This window comes from Micromonospora sp. CPCC 205558 (assembly GCF_036902955.1).
In the GTDB taxonomy this organism is placed as follows: domain Bacteria; phylum Actinomycetota; class Actinomycetes; order Mycobacteriales; family Micromonosporaceae; genus Micromonospora.
In genome coordinates this window covers 189,738-206,996 of record NZ_JBAKHR010000008.1, presented here as the reverse complement: position 1 = coordinate 206,996, position 17,259 = coordinate 189,738, and the positions used below count along the sequence as shown (strand labels likewise).

The window sequence follows — 17,259 nt, the reverse complement described above, 5'->3', positions numbered from 1 at the left end:
GTCGGTCAGTCGGTGAGGGCGTTCATGTCCATTCGACCCCGGGCGAACGCGTCCACCCGGCCCCAGCGACCCGGGATGTCCAGCACCTCGATGCGCCCCATCCCCATCGGCAGCCGTGGCTCGACCGCCAGGTGACCCTCGTGCGGTTCCAGACCGAGCATGGTGCGCAGCAGCAACAGCGGCGCACCCGTCGACCAGGCTTGCGGGCTGCACGCCGTCGGGTACTCCACCGGGAACTTGGTCAACTCCCGTGGGTAGCCACCGAACGCCTCCGGCAACCGGCCATCGAAGTACGTGGCCGCGTCCATGATGCCGTTGGCGATGGTCGCGGCCTCCTCGGCGAAGCCGTAGCGGCGCAGACCCCAGGCGATGAACGAGTTGTCGAACGGCCAGATCGTGCCGTTGTGGTAGCCGATGGGGTTGTACCGCGCCTCCCCCTCGGCGAGCGTCCGCACCCCCCAGCCGGAGAAGAGCCGCGGCCCGACCAGGTGCTCGGCCAACTTCTCCGCCCGCTCGGGTTCGACGATCCCACTCCACAGCAGGTGCCCGATGTTGGAGCTGAGGATGTCGCACTGGCGACCGTCCGGGTCCAGGGCCAGGGCGAAGTACTCGCCGTCGGCCACCCACCAGTCCCGGTTGAACCGCTCCTTCAGCTCTGCCGCCTCCCGCTCCAACTGGTCTGCGAACTCCGGGTCACCCCAGAATTCGCGAGCCAACCGGGCCGCGCGGACCTTCGCGTCGTACGCGTACCCCTGCACCTCGCAGGTGGCGCGTGGGAACGGCGGCAACGTGCCGTCGGAGTAGGAAATCGAGTCCCAGGAGTCCTTCCAGCACTGGTTCTCCAGGCCGGTGTCGGTGTTGCGGCGCTCGTACCAGATGTAGCCGTTGCCGACCAGGTCGGCGTAGTTGTCGATCCACCTCAGCGCAGCCCGGGACTCCTGCTCCAACTCCTTGACCAGCTCGACGTCCCCGCTCCACCGCTCGTACTCGTCGAGCAGCACGATGAACAGCGGCGTCGCGTCCACCGAACCGTAGTACGGCGAGTGTGGCTGCTCCTCGAAGGCAGCGGTTTCGCCGTAGCGCATCTCGTGCAGGATGCGCCCCGGGTCCTCGTCCCGGAAGTCGTCGAACCGGCTGCCCTGTAGGGACGCCAGGATCCGCAGCGTCGTCTTCGACAACTGCGGGGTGAACGGCAGTGTCTGCAGGCAGGTGAGGATGCTGTCCCGGCCGAACATGGTCATGAACCAGGGCAGACCGGCGGCCGGCAGGGCGGCGCCGCCCAGCGACAGCGGCGAGAAGCGCAGCGCAGCCAGGTCGATAAGGCTGCGCCGGTAGGTGCTGGCCACCCGGCCGTGCTCACTGTTGACCTTGGGTGCGTCGGCGATCCACTGCTCCAGGTCGTGCTGGAGAGCGAGCCGCTCGGTGCCGTGCTTGCGCAGCCCGAAGCGCAGGTCCCGGCCGCCGGGGCCGACCGCGTGGGTCTCGACGCCGATGGAGGTTTGCCACTGCTCGTTGGGCTCCAGGTGGACGGTGTACGCGAAGCCCTTACTGTCGTACCGGGCCGACATCGACGACGAGATCACCGTCTCCCGGCGGAAGTTTCCCCGTCGGTACCCGAGCCGCAGCCGGTCCGACTCCACCTCGGTGTAGATCTCGCCTTTCTTGTTCAGGATCTCGTCCTTGACCTGGAACAGGTCGGCGAAGTCCGACGCCGCCTCCATCCTGACTTCCAGGTCGACCGGCTTCTCGTCGTGGTTGAGGATGGTCAGTTGCTCGCAGAAGCTGCCGCCCACCGCGCGCTCCCGGATGATCGACAGCTTCGCGTCCACGTAGTGCGTGGCCATCCCCGGCACCAGAAAGAATCGCGACTCGAAGTACTGCAGGTCGTCGAAGGAGAGCGAGTTGAGTCGCTCACCGTTGATGGTCAGCACCCAGGTCGACAGGAACCGGGTGTCGATGGAGAAGAGCCCGGTGGGCTCACTCGGCGTCGCCTCAATGTCACCGGTGTCCTCGCAGACGACGAACGTGTTGCCGTCCAGGATTCGGATCGTGTTGCTCTGCCCCATCAGTGCACCTCCTCGGCGAAACGCCGACGCGGCCCACGGGCGTCCGGGGAACCCGGGAAGATCCGCTCCACCTGTACGACCAGCCGAGGGTCGCCCAACACCGTCATGTCGCCCCGCAGCAGGGCGGCCAGGCCGTGCTCGCGCCCCGAGGCGATGTCGTCGAAGAGGACCGGGTCCACGCCGACCACCGTGTCGGCCTCCTGATCCTCCTGACTGACGTTCAGCCGGCCGCGATCGATCCTCAGCAGCCAGTGCCGGGTCTGCGCCCCCTCGTGCAGGTCGATCCGCAGCGTCCCGGAGGTCTTGGCCAGCAGGGGTTCGTACCCCCGCCGGTCCAGGTCCTCGAAGAACCTCGTGGTCGCGTCCACCATCGGGTCCACTCCTCCCAGTTGCCGGGCCGGGGATCCCACCCACCGCGCTCGCGTCGCGCGGACGGCCGGCGTTGCACGTCCCCGCACGGGTCCCCGCCGCTCCCCCGCCCAACCTCGCCCAATTCGGGTGACCCCACCCCCACCCCACCCCACCCTGCCCCGCCCCCACCCTGCCCCGCCCCCACCCCGCCCTGCGGCCGGTGATCAAGAGCTTTGCGTCACCGCCTCCGGCATGTCGTGACGCAAACTTCTTGATCAACCAGGGGGACGGGGTGGGCAGCGCAGCGCCGGCTCTCCCGGGAGGGAGAGCCGGCGCTGCCGCGGCGGACGGTCAGTTGTTCGGGTCGTCGGCGCTGATGTCGGCCAGGACCGACTGTGGTTCGCGCTCGACCGCGAGGTCACCCATCGAGACCAGGCCCACCAGGCGCCCGTCGTCGATCACCGGCAATCGGCGTACGGCGTACGTCCGCATCAGGTCCGCAGCGGCCACGGCATCGTCGTACTGACTCACCGTGATCACGTCGCGGGTGGTGATCTGGTTCAACCGGGTCGAGCCCGGGTCCATGTTCTCCGCGACACCTCGGACCGTGATGTCCCGGTCCGTCACGATGCCGACCACACTGTCGCCATCGGTCACCACCACATCGCCAATCGCGCTGTCACGCATCTCCTGCGCGGCTGAGATGAGCGTGTCGTTGCCGTCCATCGTCACCAACCGGGTCGTCATGAACTCTCCGACCGTTGTCATGGTGCTCCCCTCTCGGTGTCGGCACGGCCCGTCTACCCGCCGCCCGGCACGGGGTAACGCCCGACCCCCGGTGGCTACCGGCGCGGATGCCGCACACGCCGCAGCTCGTACATGCCGGCCCATGTGACACCCACCCGTCGGGGCGGTGTGCCCCGATCTCGCCACCTACGGTGGATCGATGGTGGCGGACGAGTGGGAGCTGCGGCAGTTGGTCGCCGGCAACCAGTGGTTGACCCGGGCACTGACCGTGGTACGCGACTCGGGTCTGCCGGACGCCTGGATCGGCGCGGGCGCTCTGCGCGACCTGGTCTGGGGTGAGCGGTACGGCGACGGGTTCGACCCGGACACGGTCCGGGATGTGGACGTGGTCTTCTTCGACCCGACCCGGCTGACCCGCGAGGACGACGACCGGGCCACCGCCCGGCTCACGGCGGCGTGGCCGCAGCCGCCGTGGGAGGCGCGCAACCAGGCAGCGGTGCACATTTGGTACGCGGCGAAGTTCGGCGGCGACCCGATTGCCCCGTATCGCAGCGTGGCCGAGGCGATCGCCACCTGGCCGGAGTACGCGACAGCGGTGGCTGTCCGCCTGGACCGGGCCGACCGGCTGGAAATCTGCGCGCCGTACGGCCTCGCGGACCTGCTCGGCGGGGTGTGGCGCCACAACCCGGCCCGGGTGGATGTGGCCATGTCCCGGCGGCGACTGGCCCGGCACCGGCCGGAGCAGCGCTGGCCCGGCGTGACCGTGATCGAGCCGGGCTGATCGGCCGGGGTCAGCCTCGGGGCGGCATCCCGTAGAGCCGCTCCACGTGCAGCCGCAGCACGATCCGCCCCTCGTCGACCATGGCCTGGCGGTACTCGTTCCAGTCGGGGTGTTCGCCGCTCAGCCCCCGGTAGAGGGCGACCAACTCCTCGACCGTCTCGTCGCCAGGCTCGGCGGACGGCGGGGTCAGCTCGGCGCGACCCTCGACCACCGCGTACGCCCAGCCGTCCTCGCTGCTGACGTGGAAGCTGGCGCGCGGGTCGCGGCGCAGGTTCGCGGTCTTCGCGCGGTCGTCGGTGACCGATACCCGGATCAGACCCGCCTGCCGGTCGAAGGAGTAGAGCACCGTGGACAGCTGCGGACGCCCGTCCCGCTTGATGGTGGCGAGCACGCCCATCGAGCGGGCGGCCACCAGATCGGTCAACGCCTGCTGGGCGCGGTCATCCGGCATGCTGTCCTCCAGGTTGGACGATCGTCTGCGACCCATCCAAGCACGACCTGCCGGCCGTCGCGGGCGACCGCCCGGAACGACACCCGAGCCCTCGCCGACGGACGGCGAGGGCTCGGTGCTCAGCGAAAGCGCGGTGCTCAGCGAAAGCGCTCTGCTCAGCGAAAGCGCGGTGCTCGGCGAAAGCGCGGTGCTCGGCGAAAGCGCGGTGCTCGGCGAAAAGCGCGGTGCTCGGCGAGAGTTCGCTGTGTGGCGACCGTGCCGGTCAGCGGCGCTCGGCGGCGACCAGCTCGGCGAGCTGTACCGCGTTGAGCGCGGCGCCCTTGCGCAGGTTGTCGTTGGAGCAGAACAGCGCCAGCCCGTACTCCACGGTCTCGTCCGCGCGGATCCGGCCGACGTAGGTCGGGTCCTGGCCGGCAGCCTGCAACGGTGTCGGGACGTCGGTCAACGCCACCCCGGGCGCGTCGGCCAGCAGCTCGTGGGCGCGCTGCGGGGTGAGCGGCCGGGCGAACCGGGCGTTGATCTGGAGCGAGTGCCCGGTGAAGACCGGCACCCGGACGCAGGTGCCGGAGACCTTCAGGTCGGGGATCTCCAGGATCTTGCGGCTCTCGTTGCGGAGCTTCTGCTCCTCGTCGGTCTCGAACGAGCCGTCGTCGACGATCGAACCGGCCAACGGTAGGACGTTGAAGGCGATCGGCTGGGCGAACGAGCGTGGCGCGGGAAACTCCACGGCCGACCCGTCGAAGGCCAGCCCGGCGGCGTGCTCGGCGACCTTGCGGACCTGCTCGTCCAGCTCGGCGACGCCGGCCAGCCCGGCGCCGGAGACCGCCTGGTACGTCGACACGACCAGGCCGACCAGGCCGGCTTCGGCGTGCAGCGGGCGCAGCACTGGCATCGCGGCCATCGTGGTGCAGTTGGGGTTGGCGATGATGCCCTTCGGCCGGTCCAGTGCGGCGTGCGGGTTGACCTCGGCGACCACCAGCGGCACCTGTGGGTCCGTCCGGAACGCCGAGGAGTTGTCGATCACCACGGCGCCGGCCTCGGCGACCCGGGGCGCCAACTCCCGGGCGGTGCCCTTACCGGCCGAGAAGAGCACGATGTCCAGCCCGGAATAGTCGGCGCTGGCCGCGTCCTCGACGATCACCTCACCGTCGCGCCACGGCAGCGCACGCCCGGCGGACCGCGCCGAGGCGAACAACCGCACCTGCTCCGCCGGGAACTCCCGCTCCGCCAGCACCTGCCGCATCACGCCACCGACCTGGCCGGTGGCCCCCACAATGCCGATCCTCATGCCCGCGAGGCTACCGACCCCACCCCCGAAACCGGGACCCCTTTCCCACCCCCCGGGTCCCACCTCACACCCACCCCCGCCCCATCCCTCCCGCCCCCACCCCGTCCCTCCCACCCCCACCCCCGTCCCTCCTCCCACCCCCGCCACCCCGTCGATCATGAAGTTATTGCCACGACACGCCGTGCCGAGTGACAACAACTTCATGATCAACGGCGCGGGGGCCGGGGCGCCCGGGGCGCCAGGGGGTGGGGGGTGGGGGGTTAGGGGAGGAGGTCGCCTAGGGCGGCGGCTTGGAGGTCGTTGCGGATCACCGCGGCGTCGCCCTCGATGACCAGGGTCAGGGCCTCCGGGTGCAGGTGGGTGGCTGCCGCTGCGGAGACCTGCTCCACGTCGGCGGAGAGCAGCGCCTCGCGCAACCGCGCGTGGTAGTCGTCCGGCAGGCCGTGCACCACCAGGGTGGTCAGCGCGGACGCGATCGCCCGAGGGCTCTGCAACTCGACCGAGAGCTGCCCGGCCCGCCAGGAGCGGGCCACCTCGAGCTCGTCCTCCGTCACCCCGCTGGCCTGGGTACGGGTGATCTCACCCACCGCCTCGACCAGGGCCGGCGCGGTGACCGCCGTCTGCACGTTGGAGCTGACCGCGAACCGACCGAACCGCCGCGACGCGGCGAAGTCAGCCCGGATGCCGTACGTGTAGCCGCGTACCTCGCGCAGCAGGTGGTTGAGTCGGGACGTGAACGCCCCGCCGAGCACCGTGCCGGCGAGCGTCATCGGCACGTGGTCGGGGTGCGCCCGGTGCGGCGACGGGTGGCCCAGCCGCAGCGTGGACTGCACCGCGCCGGGCCGGTCCACCAGGATGATCCGCCGACCGCTGTGCAGCGGCACCTCGATGGGGCCGCGCCGCTCTGCGGGGCCACCACCGGTGCCGGCGAACGCCGCGGCGGCCAGGGCGTCCAGGTCGATCCGGTCCAGGTCACCGGCGACGACCAGGGTGCCGGGGCGCAGGAACCACTCGGAGTGGAAGACAGTGACGTCCTCCACGTCCAACCCGGCGACCGACTCCGGGTCGCCGTGCAACGGCCGTCCCCAGCGGTTCTGCGCGCCGAACAGGTCGGCGCGCAGCGCGGCGTCGGCACGCGGGCCGGGGTTGGCCCAGTCCATCCGGAGCGCTGTCGCCTCGTCGTCGCGGACCCGGCGTACGTCGACGGGGTCGAGTCGGGGCGTCCGGACCGCCTCGGCGAGCAACTCGACGGCCGCACTCAGCCGGTCCACCGGGATCACCACGCTGGCCTGGAACGAGTCCCAGTCCAGACCGGTCGACAACGCGGTGCCGAGCCCTTCGACGGCGAGCGCGTACGCGGCCGCGTCCCGCTGCGCGGTCCCCTCCTCCAACGCCTTGGCCAGCACACCGGACAGGCCTTCCTTGCCGACCGGCTCCTGGCCCGCGCCCACGTCGAGCAGCAGCAGGGCCACGGCGAGGTTCTGCCCCGGCAGGTGCGCGGCGACGACCTGACCACCGGCCACGGTGCGGCGGACCACCGGCGGGAACCGGTACGGGCGGGCGGCACCCGGGCCGGGACGGTCGGCGATCAGCGTCATGAGGTCTCCTCGGGCAGGTAGGTCAGGGTCACCCGGTCGGTGGCGAGGACGTCGGCGGCGGCCTCGGCGATCTGCTCGGCGGTGACCGCGAGCAGGGCCGACAGCTGGTCGGCGATCCGGGCCGGGTCACCGAACTGCGTGGTGTACCGGCCGAGCAGGTCGGCGCGACCGTCGACCGTGGACAGCTGACGCCACCACCCGGTGCTGAGCAACGCCTTGGCCCGATCCAGCTCGGCGACGGTGACCGGCACGGTGGCCAGCTCGTCGACGACCTCGGCCAGCCCTTCGGCCAGCCGCTCGGCGCTCACTCCGGTGCGGGCGGTGGCGGTGGCGATCAGTGGTGCCGGGCCGTGCGCGAGGTCCACCCCGTACGCCCCGACCAGGTCCGGCTGCGCGATCCTCTCGCCGTCGGCGAGGCGCTGGTAGAGCCGGCTGCCCCGGCCGCTGCCGAGGACGGTGGCGAGCACGGTGATCACGTTGTACCCCGGGCTGCCGAACGGGTAGCTGCGGTGGGCGATGTACACCCGCGGCGCCGGCACGTCGGCGCTGACCGACTCGACGGCTGTCTGCCCGGTGGCGGGGACGCTGCGGCCGTCCGGTGCCGGCGGGATGTCGTCGCGGGCGGGCAGCGCGCCGAAGTACTTGTCGGCGAGCGCGAACACGTCGGTGGCGGTGGCGTCACCGACGACGGTGAGCACCGCGTTGTTCGGCGCGTAGTAGGTCTGGTGGAACGCCTGGAAGGTGGCGAGGTCGGCGGCGTTCAGGTCGGCCATCGAGCCGATCGTGGCGTGGTGGTAGGGGTGCCCCGGCGGGTAGAGCAGCGGCAGCAACCGCAGCCAGGCGTCGCCGTACGGGACGTTCTCGTAGCGCTGCCGGCGCTCGTTCTTGACCACGTCCCGCTGGTTGTCCAGCGTCTCCTGGGTGAGGGCGGGGACCAGGCCGCCCATCCGGTCGGCCTCCAACCACAGCGCCAGCTCCAGGTGCTCGGCCGGGACGGTCTCGAAGTAGTTGGTCCGGTCCGGGTTGGTGGTGGCGTTGAGTGAGCCGCCGGAGCCCTGGATCAGCTTCATGTGCTCGGTCTTCGCCACGTTCACCGACCCTTCGAACATCAGGTGTTCGAAGAGGTGGGCGAAACCGGTCTGCCCGGCCGGCTCGTGCCGGGAGCCGACGTCGTACCAGAGGTTGACGGCCACGGCGGGCGCGGTGCGATCCTCACTCACCACCACGCGCAGGCCGTTGTCCAGTCGGGACGTCTGAATGGGCCAGGGGTAACCGCTGTCGGGCATGCCCCCGACGCTATCCGATCTCGCGGGCGGAAAGGTGACGTGCCGTCGGTCGGCGAGCCGACCCGGACGGCATCGGGGCCGCCGCGCGGGGTACCGGAGAGGAATGACCGTCACCCCGCCTCCGTCCCGGGCCGCCACCGCCGTCGTACGCGCCAGCACCGCGCTCGGCCGGCTGCGCCGCGGCCGGTTGTTGCATCCGGCCGGTCGCTCGTTCGTCGGCGAGACGGTGATCTGGGGTACGCCCGGACCACCCACCGGGGTCGCGCTGCTCGACGACCCCGGCCGGTACCGGACCACCGTCCGGCTCTCCAAGGGAACGCCCACGCCCGGCAGTTGGCCCGACGTTCTGGGCCTCGCGCTGCGCCTGCACCGCGACGGCGGCCGGCCGTTCGACCTGTTGGTCAGTTCCAGCGGAGCGGCCCCGGTGCTGCGGAACCTGCCGCTGCCCCGACGCCGCTTCACCGGCACGTACAGCACGATCATGTGCTACCGCGCGGGTCGACGCCGCCTCTGGTTGGCCGCGTTGGCCGATCCCGAGTCGGCTGACCTCGGTCGCAGCCTGGCCACGGTGACCGCCGCGACCCGGACGGACACCCCACGCCTGGTGCTCGCGGTCGCGTCGGCGGTGGGGCCCTGGCGGCTGGTCGGTCAGGTCAGCTTCGGCGCCCAGCTCAGCGCGGAGAAGGATGCCGCGCTCGCGTTCGACCCGGCGCGTAACCTGCCAGCCGAACTGCGGCTGGCAGGTCCGCTGGCCTGGCTGCGCGACCAGACCTACCGGGGGTCGCGCCGGGCACGCGGGGCGAGCGCTCAGTCCGGCGGTTCGACAGCGGCCACGGTCTGATCCGAGGTACGACGTTCCAGCACCGTGTCCGGGGCGGCGTTCTGGTCCGCCGCGCGGATGTCCGACTCGGTGAGGATGGCCTCGGCCTGCGCCTCCGGGTCGTCGCTGCCCACCACCGTCTCCTCGGGCAGGAGGTGGTGTGCGCGGGACTCCACCCGGTCCTGATCGTTCTGCTCGTGTGTCATGGCACCCCTGTTACCCCGACCTCACCCCCGGCACGCGATGTTCGCTCCGCATCTTGGGACGACAGGCCGGGTGACCGCGCCCGGTCGGGTACGCTGGCCCGGTGACGCGTTCCTATCGATGGTTTAGGCAGCCGGCTCGCACGCCGGTGACTTCACCATGAATTGACGTCACCACGGACCGAGCCGGCTGGGCAGGAGCTATCGTTCCTGCCCTTTTGCGTACGAGCAGCCGGCTCGTCCCGGGCACCGGCCCCGGGCACTGTCGGCGAAAGGATGCCCACCGTGACGACCCCGGAGACCGATCGGGTCAGCGATCAGCGGATCGACCGTGTCGTGCCGCTGACCACGCCCGCCCTGCTGCACCACGAGTTGCCCCTGGACGAACCGCTCGCGTCGGCCGTGCTGACTGGCCGCCGCGCGGTCGGGCGCGTACTGGACCGCGAGGACGACCGCCTGCTGGTGGTGGTCGGCCCCTGCTCGGTGCATGATCCGGCCGCCGCCCTCGACTACGCGCAGCGGTTGCGCACGGCGGCCGACCGGCTCGCCGACGACCTGCTGATCGTGATGCGGGTCTACTTCGAGAAGCCACGCTCCACGGTCGGCTGGAAGGGCCTGATCAACGACCCGGGGCTGGACGGCAGCGGGGACGTCAACACCGGCCTGCGGCTGGCTCGGGCGCTGCTGCTCGACGTGCTCCGCCTCGGCCTGCCGGTGGGTTGCGAGTTCCTCGACCCGATCACCCCGCAGTACATCGCCGACACGGTGGCCTGGGGCGCGATCGGCGCCCGCACCGTGGAGAGCCAGGTGCACCGCCAACTGGCCTCCGGCCTGTCCATGCCGATCGGCATGAAGAACCGCCCGGACGGCAGCATCGGCACGGCCGTGGACGCGATCCGCGCCGCCGGGGTGCCGCACGTCTTCCCCGGCATCGACTTCTCCGGCACCCCGGCGATCATGCACACCCGGGGCAACACCGACGGGCACCTGGTGCTGCGCGGCGGGGGCGGCCGGCCCAACTACGACGCCGCGTCGGTCGCCGGGGCGCTCGACCTGCTCCGCGCGGCCGACCTGCCGGAGCGGCTGGTGATCGACGCCAGTCACGCCAACAGCGGCAAGGACCACCGCAACCAGCCGCTGGTCGCCGCGGACGTGGCCGCGCAGCTGGCCGCCGGCCAGCGTGGGATCACCGGTGTGATGCTGGAGTCGTTCCTGCTGCCCGGCCGGCAGGAGCTCGACCCGACCCGGGAGCTGGAGTACGGCCGGTCGGTCACTGACGCCTGCCTCGGCTGGGACGACACCGCCGAGGTCCTCGACCACCTCGCCTCGGCGGTGCGGGCCCGGCGGGCCACTCTGCCGACGGCGGTGTGACCGCCGACACCACGAGGCACGGAACACGAGCGGGGGTCGGCTCGTTGACTGGGGTGTCGGTGTGTCCAGTGTCCCCGGGCCTCACCTAAATAGCCTTCGCGGAATACCGTCCGGCTGGAGCCGCGCAGTGCCACTCGCCGAGAGGCGACCTGCACACCGACACCAGCGCCGCCCCCGGCCCACAAGGCCGGGGGCGGCGCTGTCTGTGCCGCTCAACCCCCAACTCCGTTTGACCGATTCCGCCCGGGGTAGCTGATCGACGTGACCGACGACGCATCCGTGACCGGCGAGCCGGACACCAGGGCCCTCGACGACCTCCTCGACGACATCTACCGGGCGCAGGAGCGGGTCACCCAGGCGGACATCTACCGCCGGGCGGTGGCCGCCGAACTCCCACCGGACCTGCTCGCTCGGATCGACGCGCTTCCCGAGGGCGAGTACGCGGTGGACGAGGCCAGCGACCTGCTGGGCGGTTCCATCGGCTGAGCGCCGGTGCCAGCTCCGTCGCGTGAGCGACCGCAGAAGGGACACGACATGACGCACCACGAGGACCACGACGAGAAGGTGCCGGCGCTGGGTCAACCCCCGAAGGGGCGGGACACCACACCCGAGCCGGACTTCGCCAACGAGCACGACAAGACGGCGGTGGACCGGGACATCATCACCGGGGCCGACGAGGACGAACGGGAGCCGGAGTCGCCGCACGGCTGGTCCGGCATGCAGCGCTGAGGCGTACGAGAAAAAAGGGGGCCGGTTGCTGCCGGCCCCCTTTTTCGTACCCGCTCGTCAGTCGTCGTCGTGCCCGCCCTCGGCGGCCTGCTGCGCCGTCGCGTACGCCATCTGGAGGAAGTCGGACGCGGCGACCGCCGTCAGCGCGGTGGCGACCAACCGGGTGAGCCGGGGCGCGAGGACCAGGCCACCGGTCAGCCCGGTGGCCACCCAGACGGCCAGGCAGAACGGGCAGCTCAACAATTCGCCGATGGCGTGCCGGGTCGGGCTGCCCGAGTCGCGGACCTGCTCCATCACCTCGCCACTGCCGATCGGGCGGTCGTAGCGGGTGAACGGCGCCCGCAGCGGGCTGGTCACCGCGTCCTTGGACAGCAAACGGCTCAGCTTGTGCGTGGCGATGGAGAGCAGCACCACGTCCGACGGCGCGGGACGCTCCGGCACCGGCCGGCCGGTCGCCTTGACCAGGCCGGCGAGAGCCCCGGTCACCCCGGCGTAGGCGCCCATCGCCACCAGGTAGCCGCCGAGCGGCCGGTGTTCATGCGGCGCGTACGCCCGGCGCAGCCGGGTCGCCTTCTGTCGCAGGCCAGTGTCGCTCACCCGATCTCCTCATTTTGTCGTGGTGGTGGCGGGAGCGGCGTCCCGAGTGACCGGCTCAGCCGGCCTGGAGGTTGTCGGCGACCTCGCGGGCCAGGTTGGTGAGGGCCTCGTCGGCCAACTGGTCCGGCCCGGGCCCACCCGACCCGTCAGCCAGGTCCAGCTGGATCCGGGCGCCACCGGAATCCGCCGGCTCGACCCGGATCTCGGCGGACCAGTCGTCGGCGTCGCCGTCGCCCCAGCGGGCGCGCAGCTCCTCGCCGCTGATCTCCGCGGCGGGGCTGCCGTCGCCACGCAGTGGCTCCGGCAACCAGGCCGAGGCGCGGTCGGGGTCGGTGGCCGTGTTGAAGACCACCTCGGGCGGCGCGGACATGCCGCGTACGGCGCGCGCCGGCATCAGGCGTCCCGCAGGCGGCTGGGGTCGACCTCGCGACCCGGGTGGCGGGCCAGGTACTCGGTTTCCAGCTCCGCGGTGCGCCGCAGGTGGTTGGCGAGTGCGGAGTCCGCAGCGTGCCGCAGGGTGTCCAGGCGGGTGCGGTGCAGGCTGTGCATCTCGCGGATCAGGTCCTCGTCGGTCAGCTCCGTCGGGTCGATGCCGAGCAGATCGCCGTCGAGACCGGGAGCGCCGGCCGGGTCGGCGAGCTGGTCGCCGTCCCACTCGGGCACCCGCTGCTCCGGGCTCATATCCGCGCCGCCGCTGGACGCGAAGCCGTCTTCACGTACCGATCCGGTCATGATCGCCCCCCTTGATCTCGTTTGGGCTGGCGTCTAGACGATTGCCCAGGCGGGGTGATGCCAAACCAACCCGGCGAGGCGTCAACTACGACACGGTGTCGGAGACCGGCAGCGCCCCCGGTACCCTCGATGCCATGAGGCGGCTCTGGACTCCGGCGTGGATCGCGCGCCACGTGGCCATGGTCGTGCTGGTTGTGAGCTTCCTCGGGCTGGGCTGGTGGCAGATCAGCCGGGCCACCGCCGGCAACAGCCTGAGCTGGGGGTACGCGGTCGAGTGGCCGATCTTCGCCGGCTTCGTGGTCTACGTGTGGTGGCGCGAGGTGAAGCTGGCCCGCCGCCGGGAGGTGGAGGCCGACGCGCCGCCCGCGGATCCGGTCGTCGAGCCGGCACCGGAGGTCACCACCGGGTCCCGACCGGTCGTACGCCGGCCGGTGCGGGTGTCCCGCGTGGCGGCGAGCGGTGATGCCGTCGAGGACACCGACCTGGCCGCCTACAACCGCTACCTGTCATGGTTGAACGCCAATCCGGGCGCCCGGCCCGGTGACTATCCCGGCTGAGCCGGGCTCGGAAGGACGGACGAAGGTGGGCGCTGCCCTTACCCGGTACCGCGTGATCGCCTGGATCGTGGGCGTGGTGCTGATCCTGCTGGTCGTGGTCGGCATGCCGCTGAAGTACGCGTTCGACAACCCGGTCGTCGTGGAGACGATCGGGCCGGCGCACGGCTTCCTCTACATGATCTACCTGGTGGCCGCGTTCGACCTGAGCCGGCGAGCCGACTGGCCGCTGAAGCGGATGCTGCTGGTGATGCTGGCCGGCACGGTGCCCTTCGTCTCGTTCTACGCCGAGCGCCGGGTCAGCGGGTGGCTGACCCGACCGACGGAGCGCACTCCGGAGACCGTCGCCAGCCGTACTGCCTGACCTGTCGCGCCATTGGTTTCCAATTTCGGCGTGCCCTCAGGCCCAGCTGTCCTTGTCCTTCAGTACCACGAACAGCAGACCGGTCCCCAGGCCGACCGAATCACCGGTTGGGTCGCCACGGGTCCGCTGAGGCCAACGGGTCGACCCAACCGCCGTAGCGGTTGACCTCCCGGGCCCGCAGCAGCGACCGGGTGACCTGGCCGAACTGCCGTTCGTCGTCGGCGCTGAACAGCAGCACCTCCGTTCCCTGGTACCACCCCCACAGCTCGTGGGGCGGTGGCCGCCAGCGATCACCGACCAGGGCAAGGGCGGCCGGGAGCAGGAACACCGCGCCGAGGATCAGGTACGCCTCGGCGGTGAGGCGTTGCAGACCGCCGGTGAAGCCGAGGAGGACCCCCACACCGCCGAGCATGCTGGCGGTGATGACGACGGCCCGGACGGCGATCCGGTCGTGCGGACCCCGGGTGGTACGTAGATGGGTCAGGTCGGCGACCCGGTAGGTGTTCCGACCGACGGTGAACCGGTCGACGGTCACGATGATGCCGGGTCGCGCGTACAGCAGCGTCGACCGGGCGCCCGGCACCGTTCGCGGCGGTCGCGTCTTTGCGCCTTCACGATTCACGGTTCCTCCCGCAGGGGACGGTTGGCCGAGCGGACCGCCACTGACAGTCATCGCTACCTGTCGACGGGATTCCCGGCTCCGGCCTTCATTGTGTTGCGCTGGTGCCAGTCGACCTGGGCATTTACGGGCTCCCGACAGGTCCCCCCGACCGGGTGACATCGCCGAGAAACAGCATCCATTTCAGGTTTTATCGGTTATGGCAGCCAGGAATCCGGCGGCATACGCCGGGAACGACGAAAGTCGTATATCCGTCAACAACCTGCGAAAAGGGCGATGTTCCCTCGTTCGTAGGCGTCATCAGCCACGATGACGCCACCGGACACAGGGGCACGACGGGCAACTCTCCCAACTTTCGCCCCTGCTTCAACTGCGAGCGACATCCGTCCCGGGTTAGGTTGGGCGAGCCGGTCCGGCCCAGTGCCGTCCGCCCGGATGGCCCCGGCCGGTGTCGTCGAGGGCGTCAGCAGCCCCGGCGGCCGTGGGAGAGGGGCCTTCCGCTCTTGTCATCCCTGAGAAATCTGCTGCGCACCGTGGCGCTGGTCGGCATGTCGGCCGCGCTGATCGCCCCGACGGCGGTGGCCCAGGCCGAGCCGTCCCCCGCCGAGCTGACCAGCCGGATCGAGACGTCCTCGGCCGAGTTGGAGCGGGTCGTCGAGTCGTACAACAAACTGCGTGAGGAGATCAAGACCAACGAGGCCGCCGTGGCCCGATTACAGACCCGCATCGGCCCGCTCGAGCAGCAGGTCGAGCAGAGCCGAGCCGATGTTGCCAAGCTGGCCTCCACCGCGTACAAGAGTGGCAGCCTGCGCACCGCGGACGCCCTGCTGCGTCCCGGCGGCTCGGCAACCCTGCTGGACCGGCTCGGCGCGATCGAGCAGTTGACCCGCCAGCGGCAGGAGAGCATTTCCGGCTTCACGGCCAATCAGCAGCGACTGCTCGACGAGAAGGCCGGTCTGGACGCCACGCTGGCCCGGCAGGCCGCGCAGGCTCGCCAGCTCGCCGCGGGCAAGAAGAAGATCGAGCAGGATCTGGCCAAGCTGTACGAGCTGCGCCGGCAGGCGTACGGGGCCGCCACTGAGCGACCCGAGCCCGGGGCGGCGAAAACCGAGGCCAAGAACGTGCCCGCCGTCTCCGGTGCTGCCGGCACGGCGGTGCGCTACGCGTTCGGCGCGATCGGCAAGCCGTACGTCTGGGCAGCCGACGGGCCGAACGGCTACGACTGTTCCGGGCTGACCTCGGCGGCCTGGCGGGCGGCCGGAAGGTCCCTGCCGCACAACACCCGGATGCAGTGGAATGCTGTCGCCCACATCGGGCGAAGCGACCTACGCCCCGGCGACCTGGTCTTCTACAGCGGGCTCGGGCACGTCGCCCTGTACGTCGGCGACGGCCAGGTGATCGACGCGCCCAGCGCCGGTCGCAACGTGCTCAAGCGCGGCATGAACATGATGTCCATCCAGGGTTACGGCCGGGTTCGCTAACCACGCCCGGCAACGGGGAACGGGCGGCGTCCCCCTATCGGACGCCGGCCGTTCGCCGTCATTACTACCAGGTCAGGCTGCCTGCAGCCCTTCGGCCCGGGCCAGCTCACGAAGCCGGCCGAGGGCCTGGATCTCCAACTGGCGGATTCGCTCGCGGGACAGCGAGAACCGGGACGCGACCTCGGTGAGCGAGTGCTCCCGGCCGTCCTCCAGCCCGTAGCGGGCCCGCATGATGCCGGCGGACCGGTCGTCGAGGTGGTTGAGCAGCCCCTCGATGCGCTGCCGCTCCAGACCGCTGAGCACGATGTCCTCGGGCGACGGCGCGTCGCTGTCGGCGACCAGGTCGCCCAGGTTCGTGTCGCCGTCGTCACCCACCGGGGTGTCCAGCGAAACGGTGTCCTGCGACCAGCGGCGCAGCTCGTTCACCCGCTCGACGGTGACGCCGAGGGCGGTGGCGATCTGCTCCGGCTCCGGGTCGCTGCCCAGTTCACGGGTGAGCTGCCGGGCCACGTTGCGCATCCGGTTGACGTCCTCCACCAGGTGCACCGGGAGACGGACGGTGCGCTCCTGCTGGGCGATCGCCCGGCTGATCGCCTGCCGGATCCACCAGGTGGCGTAGGTGGAGAACTTGTAGCCGCGCTCGTAGTCGAACTTCTCGACCGCCCGGACGAGGCCGGTGTTGCCCTCCTGGATCAGGTCCAGCATGGGCATCCCCGAGCGCACGTAGCGCCGGGCGATCGACACGACCAGCCGGAGGTTGGCACGGATGAAGAGATCCTTCGCCCGGTCCCCCTCGACGACCAGCCACTCCAGGTCGGCCCGGTCGACACCGGCGGGAACGGCTTCCTCACCGAGCAGGTGCTCGGCGTAGAGGCCGGCCTCGATCGCCTTGGAGAGATCGACCTCCTTGGCGGCGTCCAGCAGTGGCGTCCGGGAGATCTCGTGCAGGTAGACGCCGACCAGGTCGCGCTCCTCGGCAACCTCGTCGGTTCGCATGCCGATGTTCTTGTCCACGTTGCCCACGGTCCCCTCGCTCGCGCCGGTTGCCCGGTTCCTTGCCATTTCCCACGCCTGTCAGCCCCTGGTAACTTCTGCTGTGCCCATCGGTGCTGACACCTACACAACAGATGAGACGTGTCGGGGATTCCTCGCCGTGAGTCGAAAGTGTCACGAATGCCTGAGTAGTAGCTGAGAGCACGGTCCATGTTTGCTGTCAGCACC

At 70.9% G+C, this 17,259-nt stretch carries 21 protein-coding genes; 8 read left to right on the top strand and 13 right to left on the bottom strand.

Annotation, left to right across the window (positions count from 1 at the left end):
• Positions 1–5: 5 nt before the first annotated feature.
• From V6U86_RS12060 to V6U86_RS12050, 3 genes are all read right to left on the bottom strand, one after another.
• Entirely contained in the window at positions 6–2,066 is a 2,061-nt protein-coding gene (locus tag V6U86_RS12060; RefSeq protein WP_334502080.1) for an amylo-alpha-1,6-glucosidase, read from the bottom strand.
• Positions 2,066–2,437, bottom strand: a complete 372-nt coding sequence (locus V6U86_RS12055; RefSeq protein ID WP_334502078.1) for an SCP2 sterol-binding domain-containing protein — start codon at positions 2,435–2,437, stop codon at positions 2,066–2,068. Before V6U86_RS12055 ends, V6U86_RS12060 begins: the two co-directional genes overlap by 1 nt.
• Positions 2,438–2,768: 331 nt before the next feature.
• Positions 2,769–3,185, bottom strand: coding sequence for a CBS domain-containing protein (locus V6U86_RS12050; RefSeq protein WP_334502076.1), 417 nt, complete (start codon positions 3,183–3,185; stop codon positions 2,769–2,771).
• 178 nt (positions 3,186–3,363) lie between these two features.
• On the opposite strand from V6U86_RS12050, the gene V6U86_RS12045 reads away from it, so the two are divergent.
• Complete coding sequence (locus V6U86_RS12045) at positions 3,364–3,945, top strand: nucleotidyltransferase family protein (RefSeq protein ID WP_334502074.1); 582 nt, start codon at positions 3,364–3,366, stop codon at positions 3,943–3,945.
• Between the two features lie 10 nt (positions 3,946–3,955).
• On the opposite strand, the gene V6U86_RS12040 is transcribed toward V6U86_RS12045, so the two are convergent.
• From V6U86_RS12040 to V6U86_RS12025, 4 genes are all read right to left on the bottom strand, one after another.
• Positions 3,956–4,396, bottom strand: coding sequence for a PPOX class F420-dependent oxidoreductase (locus V6U86_RS12040; protein ID WP_334502072.1), 441 nt, complete (start codon positions 4,394–4,396; stop codon positions 3,956–3,958).
• A gap of 262 nt (positions 4,397–4,658) precedes the next feature.
• On the bottom strand, positions 4,659–5,684 hold the full coding sequence (locus V6U86_RS12035) for an aspartate-semialdehyde dehydrogenase (RefSeq protein ID WP_334502070.1): 1,026 nt from the start codon (positions 5,682–5,684) through the stop codon (positions 4,659–4,661).
• A 260-nt stretch (positions 5,685–5,944) separates the two neighbouring features.
• Complete coding sequence (locus tag V6U86_RS12030; RefSeq protein WP_334502068.1) at positions 5,945–7,282, bottom strand: M16 family metallopeptidase; 1,338 nt, start codon at positions 7,280–7,282, stop codon at positions 5,945–5,947.
• Positions 7,279–8,568 carry a M16 family metallopeptidase gene (locus V6U86_RS12025; protein ID WP_334502066.1) on the bottom strand — a complete coding sequence of 430 codons (1,290 nt, stop codon included), beginning with the start codon at positions 8,566–8,568 and terminating at the stop codon, positions 7,279–7,281. The genes V6U86_RS12030 and V6U86_RS12025 overlap by 4 nt, the downstream gene beginning before the upstream one ends.
• Positions 8,569–8,671: 103 nt before the next feature.
• Here V6U86_RS12025 and V6U86_RS12020 point away from each other — a divergent pair, with 103 nt between their 5' ends.
• Entirely contained in the window at positions 8,672–9,409 is a 738-nt protein-coding gene (locus V6U86_RS12020; RefSeq protein WP_334502064.1) for a phosphodiesterase, read from the top strand.
• On the opposite strand, the gene V6U86_RS12015 is transcribed toward V6U86_RS12020, so the two are convergent.
• Positions 9,376–9,594 (bottom strand): hypothetical protein, encoded by a 219-nt coding sequence (locus tag V6U86_RS12015; protein WP_334502061.1) that lies wholly within the window; start codon positions 9,592–9,594, stop codon positions 9,376–9,378. The genes V6U86_RS12020 and V6U86_RS12015 overlap by 34 nt on opposite strands.
• 273 nt (positions 9,595–9,867) lie before the next feature.
• On the opposite strand from V6U86_RS12015, the gene V6U86_RS12010 reads away from it, so the two are divergent.
• The 3 genes from V6U86_RS12010 (at position 9,868) to V6U86_RS12000 (ending at position 11,691) form a co-directional block, all read left to right on the top strand.
• Entirely contained in the window at positions 9,868–10,962 is a 1,095-nt protein-coding gene (locus V6U86_RS12010) for a 3-deoxy-7-phosphoheptulonate synthase (protein WP_334502059.1), read from the top strand.
• Positions 10,963–11,214: 252 nt separating this feature from the next.
• Positions 11,215–11,448 (top strand): hypothetical protein, encoded by a 234-nt coding sequence (locus tag V6U86_RS12005; RefSeq protein WP_442934928.1) that lies wholly within the window; start codon positions 11,215–11,217, stop codon positions 11,446–11,448.
• A gap of 48 nt (positions 11,449–11,496) precedes the next feature.
• Positions 11,497–11,691, top strand: a complete 195-nt coding sequence (locus V6U86_RS12000; RefSeq protein ID WP_053653058.1) for a hypothetical protein — start codon at positions 11,497–11,499, stop codon at positions 11,689–11,691.
• Between the two features lie 57 nt (positions 11,692–11,748).
• Here the strand turns inward: V6U86_RS12000 and V6U86_RS11995 are convergent, their stop codons facing one another.
• The 3 genes from V6U86_RS11995 to V6U86_RS11985 are packed head-to-tail and all read right to left on the bottom strand — an operon-like array spanning position 11,749 to position 13,023.
• Positions 11,749–12,288, bottom strand: coding sequence for a DUF1360 domain-containing protein (locus V6U86_RS11995; protein WP_184177957.1), 540 nt, complete (start codon positions 12,286–12,288; stop codon positions 11,749–11,751).
• Positions 12,289–12,343: 55 nt separating this feature from the next.
• Complete coding sequence (locus V6U86_RS11990; protein WP_210784555.1) at positions 12,344–12,682, bottom strand: SRPBCC family protein; 339 nt, start codon at positions 12,680–12,682, stop codon at positions 12,344–12,346.
• Positions 12,682–13,023, bottom strand: a complete 342-nt coding sequence (locus V6U86_RS11985; protein WP_425271473.1) for a DUF6158 family protein — start codon at positions 13,021–13,023, stop codon at positions 12,682–12,684. Before V6U86_RS11985 ends, V6U86_RS11990 begins: the two co-directional genes overlap by 1 nt.
• Positions 13,024–13,154: 131 nt before the next feature.
• Between V6U86_RS11985 and V6U86_RS11980 the strand changes: the two genes are divergently transcribed.
• Positions 13,155–13,577 (top strand): hypothetical protein, encoded by a 423-nt coding sequence (locus tag V6U86_RS11980; protein ID WP_334502038.1) that lies wholly within the window; start codon positions 13,155–13,157, stop codon positions 13,575–13,577.
• 25 nt (positions 13,578–13,602) lie between these two features.
• Positions 13,603–13,938 carry a DUF3817 domain-containing protein gene (locus tag V6U86_RS11975; RefSeq protein ID WP_334502035.1) on the top strand — a complete coding sequence of 112 codons (336 nt, stop codon included), beginning with the start codon at positions 13,603–13,605 and terminating at the stop codon, positions 13,936–13,938.
• 100 nt (positions 13,939–14,038) lie between these two features.
• Here the strand turns inward: V6U86_RS11975 and V6U86_RS11970 are convergent, their stop codons facing one another.
• Entirely contained in the window at positions 14,039–14,560 is a 522-nt protein-coding gene (locus V6U86_RS11970) for a DUF6232 family protein (RefSeq protein WP_334502033.1), read from the bottom strand.
• Positions 14,561–15,060: 500 nt separating this feature from the next.
• Here V6U86_RS11970 and V6U86_RS11965 point away from each other — a divergent pair, with 500 nt between their 5' ends.
• Entirely contained in the window at positions 15,061–16,038 is a 978-nt protein-coding gene (locus tag V6U86_RS11965) for a C40 family peptidase (protein WP_334502031.1), read from the top strand.
• A 72-nt stretch (positions 16,039–16,110) separates the two neighbouring features.
• Here the strand turns inward: V6U86_RS11965 and V6U86_RS11960 are convergent, their stop codons facing one another.
• Positions 16,111–17,100 carry a sigma-70 family RNA polymerase sigma factor gene (locus V6U86_RS11960; RefSeq protein WP_334502028.1) on the bottom strand — a complete coding sequence of 330 codons (990 nt, stop codon included), beginning with the start codon at positions 17,098–17,100 and terminating at the stop codon, positions 16,111–16,113.
• Positions 17,101–17,259 lie beyond the last annotated feature (159 nt).

Excerpts from the sequence above, each read along its gene's own strand:
- V6U86_RS12010 (WP_334502059.1), top strand. The coding sequence starts at position 9,868 with ATGCCCACCGTGACGACCCCGGAGACCGATCGGGTCAGCGATCAGCGG.
- V6U86_RS12060 (WP_334502080.1), bottom strand. The coding sequence starts at position 2,066 with ATGGGGCAGAGCAACACGATCCGAATCCTGGACGGCAACACGTTCGTC.
- V6U86_RS11990 (WP_210784555.1), bottom strand. The coding sequence starts at position 12,682 with ATGCCGGCGCGCGCCGTACGCGGCATGTCCGCGCCGCCCGAGGTGGTC.
- V6U86_RS12040 (WP_334502072.1), bottom strand. The coding sequence starts at position 4,396 with ATGCCGGATGACCGCGCCCAGCAGGCGTTGACCGATCTGGTGGCCGCC.
- V6U86_RS12045 (WP_334502074.1), top strand. The coding sequence starts at position 3,364 with ATGGTGGCGGACGAGTGGGAGCTGCGGCAGTTGGTCGCCGGCAACCAG.
- V6U86_RS11960 (WP_334502028.1), bottom strand. The coding sequence starts at position 17,100 with ATGGCAAGGAACCGGGCAACCGGCGCGAGCGAGGGGACCGTGGGCAAC.
- V6U86_RS12050 (WP_334502076.1), bottom strand. The coding sequence starts at position 3,185 with ATGACAACGGTCGGAGAGTTCATGACGACCCGGTTGGTGACGATGGAC.
- V6U86_RS12035 (WP_334502070.1), bottom strand. The coding sequence starts at position 5,684 with ATGAGGATCGGCATTGTGGGGGCCACCGGCCAGGTCGGTGGCGTGATG.
- V6U86_RS11980 (WP_334502038.1), top strand. The coding sequence starts at position 13,155 with ATGAGGCGGCTCTGGACTCCGGCGTGGATCGCGCGCCACGTGGCCATG.
- V6U86_RS12025 (WP_334502066.1), bottom strand. The coding sequence starts at position 8,568 with ATGCCCGACAGCGGTTACCCCTGGCCCATTCAGACGTCCCGACTGGAC.
- V6U86_RS12015 (WP_334502061.1), bottom strand. The coding sequence starts at position 9,594 with ATGACACACGAGCAGAACGATCAGGACCGGGTGGAGTCCCGCGCACAC.
- V6U86_RS12000 (WP_053653058.1), top strand. The coding sequence starts at position 11,497 with ATGACGCACCACGAGGACCACGACGAGAAGGTGCCGGCGCTGGGTCAA.
- V6U86_RS12030 (WP_334502068.1), bottom strand. The coding sequence starts at position 7,282 with ATGACGCTGATCGCCGACCGTCCCGGCCCGGGTGCCGCCCGCCCGTAC.
- V6U86_RS12020 (WP_334502064.1), top strand. The coding sequence starts at position 8,672 with ATGACCGTCACCCCGCCTCCGTCCCGGGCCGCCACCGCCGTCGTACGC.
- V6U86_RS12055 (WP_334502078.1), bottom strand. The coding sequence starts at position 2,437 with ATGGTGGACGCGACCACGAGGTTCTTCGAGGACCTGGACCGGCGGGGG.